We start from the raw sequence: 6,280 nt of genomic DNA on the forward strand, positions 1-6,280 counted from the left end.
TAATATGCCGCGTCAGCATTATGCTGAGTTCGGGGCTTCAAGCTGTTGTTCTGGTGATTCATTTTCAGGTTTCCGCTTTGGATAATCATGATGCCTCTGCTCTCAACCGCAGAAGGACATCCCCCATGAACTCCCCCTCGAACTCTCCGCTCGGCTGCCATGCAGACCTTCTTACGCCAGTCTCTTCCGCGCTTTATGCTGGGCGGGACGGAAGAGACTGGGTGGAAATCGCGGGTGGCTGAAAAGAGCGACATAGAGGCGGACTTGGCGCGGGTTCGAGCGCGTCTGGCAGATCTGGATGCCGAGCAGCGTGAGCTTCAGCGCAAGATGGTGGCACTCGAGGCTCACCTCGCTGCAGAGCATGCGCTGGCAGTGAAACAGCCTTCCTTCGACAACGCCCCCGTCACGAATGCCTCGCCGTCGCACGAAAAGGTTGATCTGTTCCGCCGCCTGTTCGCCGGTCGGCCTGACGTATTCCCGGTGCGATGGGAAAACAGGAAGACCGGTCGCTCAGGATATTCGCCTGCTTGTGCCAACGAATGGGTGAAGGGCATCTGCGGCAAGCCGAAGGTCAAATGTGGCGAATGCCCCCATCAGAAGTTCATCCCGCCGGACGAAAGCATCATGGAAAAACACCTGCGCGGTGATGATGGCCGAAGCGGAGATTTTGTCGCCGGCGTCTATCCGCTGCTGCCCGGTGATACATGCTGGTTCCTGGCGGCGGATTTTGACAAGGCATCCTGGACGGATGACGCGAATGCCTTGCTCGAAACCTGCCGGGTGAAGGGAGTTCCCGCAGCGCTGGAACGATCGAGGTCGGGGAACGGAGGTCATGTCTGGATCTTCTTCTCCGAACCGGTCGCCGCCCGTCTGGCGCGCCAGCTCGGGTCGGTCCTGATCACGGAAACGATGGAAAGGCGGCCGGAAATCGGCTTTGCTTCCTATGACCGGCTGTTTCCAAACCAGGATATCATGCCGCTCGGCGGCTTCGGGAATCTGATCGCACTGCCGCTCCAGAACACTGCGCGCAAGACGGGCAACAGCGTCTTTGTAGACACGGACATGCGGCCTTTTGCCGATCAGTGGGCTTATTTGTCCTCCCTGCCGAGAATGTCGGCGGCGGCGGTGACCGACCTTGTCGAAGCGGCAGAGCTTTCCGGGCGGGTGTTGGGCGTCCGCATGCCGGTGGATGACGAACAGGCGGACGAACCCTGGAAAATGCCCCCCTCGCGCCGCAGCACGCCGCGCCGCCTCGATGTTCCCGTTCCACCGACCATCAAGGTGACGGTCGCAGACCAGATCTATATCGACCGTTCGGAGCTGCCTTCGGCCATGATTGCCCAACTGGTGCGGTTGGCCGCGTTCCAGAACCCTGAATTCTATCGTGCGCAGGCGATGCGGTTGCCGACATTCGGCAAGCCGCGAATTGTGTCCTGTGCCGAACTGCATCCCCGACACGTCGCCCTGCCGCGCGGCAGCTTCGACGAAGCGATCGGGTTCCTGTCCGATCACGGTGCGACAGCCGATCTGGACGATTTGCGCGAAGACGGAACCCGCTTGCCGGGGACGGTTCACTTCCGTGGCGAACTTCGCCAGCAGCAATCGCGAGCGCTTGACGAATTGGCCGAACACGATACCGGCGTGCTTGCCGCCACGACTGCATTCGGCAAGACGGTCGTGGCCTCGGCGCTGATCGCACATCGTGCCCGCAATACGCTAGTTCTGGTCCACCGTCGCGAACTCCTCAGCCAATGGGTCGAGCGCCTTCGGTCCTTTCTGCAGATCGACCCGAAGCAGATCGGCACCATCGGCGCCGGAAAGCGCAAACCCACCGGTGTGGTCGACGTGGCGCTGATCCAGAGCCTGGTTCGCAAAGGCGAAGTTGACGACGTCGTAGCCGATTACGGTCACCTCGTTGTCGATGAATGCCATCACCTGTCCGCTGCAAGCTTTGAGCTTGTGGCCCGCAGATCGAAGGCGCGCTATGTCACGGGATTGTCGGCAACGGTCGCTCGAAAAGACGGGCATCACCCGATTATCTTCATGCAATGCGGTCCGGTGCGCCATCAAGTGAGCGCCAAATCACAGGCCGCCGAAAGCGGCATTCACCATCGGGCGCGGGAACGTCACACGAGATTCCGGCTGCCAGAGGCCCTCGCCATGGCCGAGCGCCCGTCAATGCCCGCGATCTATGCCGCTCTGGCGGAGGACGAGGCCCGAAACGATCTGATCTTCGACGACGTGCTGAAGTCACTGGAGGCCAAACGCTCGCCGATCGTGTTGACCGAGCGGAAGGATCACCTCGAGCATCTTCATCAGCGGTTCTCCCGATTTGCGAAGAACATCGTCGTGCTCCGTGGCGGCATGTCTGCAAAGGATCGGAAGGCCGCGCATGCGGCGCTGAATGTCGATGACGACGAGGAACGGCTGATCCTCGCGACAGGACGCTATATCGGCGAAGGCTTCGATGACGCCCGGCTCGACACCCTGTTCCTGACGATGCCGATCGCCTGGAAAGGCACGCTGGCGCAATATGTCGGCAGGTTGCATCGGCGGCATGACGAAAAGAAAGACGTGCTGGTGGTCGACTATGTCGACAGTTCGGTGCCCGTCCTGTCCAGAATGGCCGCCAAGCGACGAACGGGCTATCGGGCCCTTGGCTATGTGATGGAATAGCGCCCCGCCGAAAGCGGGACGCCAATTCTGCCCGGTCGGTCAGGATCTCTGTGTGGCGACGGCCAAGACCTGCATTAGCTTGTCCGAGGGTTCCCGGAACCGACCCGGCTTGATCAGCGGGGCGTGATGGGCATCCAAGAGCGCGAGCTTCTCGGTCGGGTCCGCGCGCAGATACATCTCCGTCGTCTGGATGCTAGCATGGCCGAGCCAGAGCGCGACCTTGCGGATATCGCCGGTGGCCTGAAGCGTGTGCATGGCGCAACTGTGCCGCAGCACATGGGGGGTCACGTGCTTGGCGGCAATCGAGGGTGCCGAGCGTTCGGCGGTCGCCACGTGTTGCCTGAGCCTAAAGGCGAACCCGTCCCGCGTCATCCTGCGGCCGTCGCGGCTCAGGAATAACTCCGGCCCCGCATCGCCTGGGCGGACGGCCAGCCACGTGCGAATGGCGGCCTGGGTCTCTTTCCAGAGCGGCAGGATGCGCTCCCGCCGCCCCTTGCCCAGGATCCGCACGCTGGAAAACGACCCTGCGGGAAAGTCGCCCATTCGCACCGCGAGCAGTTCGGACGCCCTCAGCCCCGCGGCATAGGCCAGATGCAGCATCGCCCGGTCGCGCAAACCGCCCGGCGTGTGGTGGTTCGGCGCGGCAAGCAAGGCGCGGACTTCTTCCTTGGTCAGGTAGTCGATAAGCTTGGCATCTGTCCGCTTGATCGGCATGGCCCGGATCATCATTGCCTGCTCAAGACATGCCGGGTGGCGATGTTCGACAAAACGGAAGAACGATTTGATTGCCGCCAGCCGCGCGTTGCGGGACCGGACGGAATTGGCACGCCCTTCCTCGATATGGTCAAGGAACGCCCTGATCATCTGCACATCAAGGTCTTCGATGGCAAGTTCCGAAGGGGAACGCTTGAGCCGTTCGGCGGCGAACCGCAGGAGAAGGGTGAATGCATGCGCATAGGCCGCGATGGTATGTCGGCTTGCTCCGCATTCGCCCGGGAGGTGGGTTTGCAGGAAGGCTGAAAGGTCGGGAGCGAGCGGGGTCATGCGGCACCTCCGATCCAGGTCTCTTCGGCGGTCGACGCGATCATCTGCAGCAGGACCGGCGTGGCCTCGAGGTACCAATAGGTGTTGGCGATATCGACATGGCCGAGATAGGTGCTCAGGGCCTTCATGTGCCGCAAGACAGCCTGCGGGTCATTCCCGCAAGCTTCCAGAGATCGCACCGCGAATGTATGGCGCAGATCGTGCACCCGGGGGCCGGGACCTGTCGGGTTGCGATAGCCGAGCTTCCGCACGATCCGAACAAAGACCACGTAAACCCTGGTCGCCGTTGGAGCGCGGCCATGACCCAGAACGAAAAGATCGTCGCCAGCATTGCGCACGATACAGCGGGCTTCGAGATACCGTTCCAGCGCGGCGCGGGTCGAGGCATGTATGGGCACGAGACGGCTCTTGCCGAACTTTCCCTTCCGGATCATGAGACCATCTTCCGTCAGGTCGTCGCGCCGGAGGGACAAAGCCTCCGAAATCCGCAAGCCTGTCGAGGCAAGCAGCCCGAACAGGTTGTGGTAGGTCAGAGGGCTGATCGGCGTCAGGCCGGGCACCAGCAGCGCCTCCTGCATGATCCGACTGATCTGGTCCTGCGTCAGAATATGCGGAGCAGGTCGCCGGCGTCGTGAACGGCCCAGCAGACCCATAGTCGGAATCTCGTGCTGCGCATCTTCCGCATGCAGGAACACCGCCAGCGCGCGAGCGCGATCAAACCGGGCCCGCGCGGCATCCGGCGTCGATGCGCCACCGGCCCACTCCAGTATCAACGCCGCCGTCACGTGCGTGATGGACCGTTCCGCGGCAAAATCCGCGAAGGCGCGCAAGGATGTCTCCTGCGCGGCAAACTTCATTCCAAGGGCACGATTCAGTTGGACGAAGCGGTCGACATGGTGATGCATCATGATGCGCACCCCGGCCATGGCTGAGCCACGCCGGCCAGCATCTCGACATCAACCTTGGCGTAGATCGCGGTGGTATCGCGCGAGGTGTGGCGGAGGGCGACACCGATCTGGTCAAGATCCGCACCACCGCGCAACCAGGCCGACGCCAACGAATGGCGAAAGACATGTGAGCCGGTCGGCAAGCCAGTAAAACCGCTCCGGTTCAGGACACGGGAAACGATCCCGGCGATCTCGGCAGCGGATCGCAGCGGAGTGAACGGTGCCTGGGTTCGGAGAAAAATCCTGTCCGTGGCGACCACCGGACGCACATCCTCGATATAGGCCAGCAGCGCATCGCCTGCATCCTGCGGCAGGGGCATCATCTCTCCGCGTCTACCCTTGCCGTGCAATCGCAAGCGGCTCGCGCGCCAGTCGATATCGGACAGCCGCAGTTGCCAGATGTCTCCCGCGCGCAGGGCCAACCGGGCGAGGAGGAGGAGAATGGCACGGTCCCGTATCTCGACGGGCGTATCGGTGCGACAGGAGGCAATGATCTCTTCGATCTTCGCGGTGGGTATGGTGCGCGGGACGGTCGAAAGCCTGCGCCGAACAGCGGGTGGCACCGCATGGAGAAGCGACGGGGAGCATTGACCTTGAACGATGGTGAATCGCAGGAAGGAGCGCAGCACGGTGACCGTCATGCGCACAGATGATCGGGAACGCTCTTCGCCCTGATCCAGAACGATAGACCGGATTGCCGCCGCGTTGTAATCCTTCGGGGTTGCGCCCAGGCGTTCCAGCCAGCGGCCGGCTTCGTTCAAATAACGCCGTAGAGTCTCTGACGTCACCCCACGTTCGCGGCGCAGCCATTCCGAGAACTCGGTCAGGCGCGGATCGTAGGCGGTAATGCAGTCACGCGCTTCTGCGGGGATCAGACGCTCTTCCCGCAGGAACCGGACAAAAGCACGAGCGCCACGACGACGACCCCAGGTGCCGGAACCCTCGACCCGTTTACCGCGCTTGGTCTTGATCCCGCAACGGCAATCATGATGCGCGAATTGGACAATGATGGCCTCGTCGATTCCACGAACCGAAACACGCATCTGCCGCGCCCATTCCGCGAAATGGCGCGCCTGACTCAGTCGCATCGAATGCGTCACCTTGCTGTAACCGGCGGCGCTGAGCTTCCCGGCATAGGCCTCCAGATATTGCCCGAGCCGCGCGACATCATCGGCAATCATGACCAAACCGGTGGCTTCGAGATAGCTCAGGAACCTGCGCGTATCGGTGGCGTAGACAGGTTTGCGCAGTTGCGCAGGGCTGTAGCGGCCGCAGCGGCAGCGATGGCGCAAGAACTTGTCCACCGCTGATGCATCGAAATCTCTGATCGGGATCTTCCGGGCGCGTGCCCACTTCAGGAAATGCCGGGCGGCGCTCAGCGCGCCTGCCGAAAGCCGTGGATTGTCCGCGAAATAGGCGCGGACCAGAGCGAGTTCGTCGGCGCCGGCCCGGTCGGCGAGCGGAGAGTTCGAGGGGGAGTTCATGGAAGATGTCCTTCTGCGGTTGAGAGCAGAGGCATCATGATTATCCAAAGCGGAAACCTGAAAATGAATCACCAGAACAACAGCTTGAAGCCCCGAACTCAGCATAATGCTGACGCGGCATATTATGTT

General features: G+C 62.1%; 5 protein-coding genes. 2 read left to right on the forward strand and 3 right to left on the reverse strand.

The genetic code is table 11. The annotated features are described in order from the left end of the window. On the forward strand, positions 1–242 hold a 242-nt coding region (locus C8N42_RS21805; RefSeq protein WP_211309236.1), incomplete at its 5' end, for a hypothetical protein. A 22-nt stretch (positions 243–264) separates the two neighbouring features. After that, a complete protein-coding gene (locus C8N42_RS20680; RefSeq protein WP_245890325.1) occupies positions 265–2,676 on the forward strand; it encodes a TOTE conflict system archaeo-eukaryotic primase domain-containing protein in 2,412 nt (803 codons plus the stop codon). Between the two features lie 39 nt (positions 2,677–2,715). Here C8N42_RS20680 and C8N42_RS20685 read toward each other — a convergent pair whose 3' ends face one another. The 3 genes from C8N42_RS20685 to C8N42_RS20695 all read right to left on the reverse strand — a co-directional run. After that, positions 2,716–3,720: a tyrosine-type recombinase/integrase gene (locus tag C8N42_RS20685; RefSeq protein WP_028095547.1), complete on the reverse strand. Its 1,005-nt coding sequence runs from the start codon at positions 3,718–3,720 to the stop codon at positions 2,716–2,718. Next, positions 3,717–4,646 (reverse strand): tyrosine-type recombinase/integrase, encoded by a 930-nt coding sequence (locus C8N42_RS20690; RefSeq protein ID WP_229861871.1) that lies wholly within the window; start codon positions 4,644–4,646, stop codon positions 3,717–3,719. Before C8N42_RS20690 ends, C8N42_RS20685 begins: the two co-directional genes overlap by 4 nt. Next, the coding region (locus C8N42_RS20695; RefSeq protein WP_245890326.1) for a tyrosine-type recombinase/integrase at positions 4,625–6,280 on the reverse strand (1,656 nt) is incomplete at its 5' end. The genes C8N42_RS20695 and C8N42_RS20690, both read right to left, overlap by 22 nt.

This window comes from Celeribacter persicus (genome assembly GCF_003050785.1).
GTDB classification, from domain to species: Bacteria; Pseudomonadota; Alphaproteobacteria; order Rhodobacterales; family Rhodobacteraceae; genus Celeribacter; species Celeribacter persicus.

Coding starts and splice junctions, on each gene's coding strand:
- C8N42_RS20685 (WP_028095547.1), bottom strand. CDS start 3,720: ATGACCCCGCTCGCTCCCGACCTTTCAGCCTTCCTGCAAACCCACCTC.
- C8N42_RS20690 (WP_229861871.1), bottom strand. CDS start 4,646: ATGGCCGGGGTGCGCATCATGATGCATCACCATGTCGACCGCTTCGTC.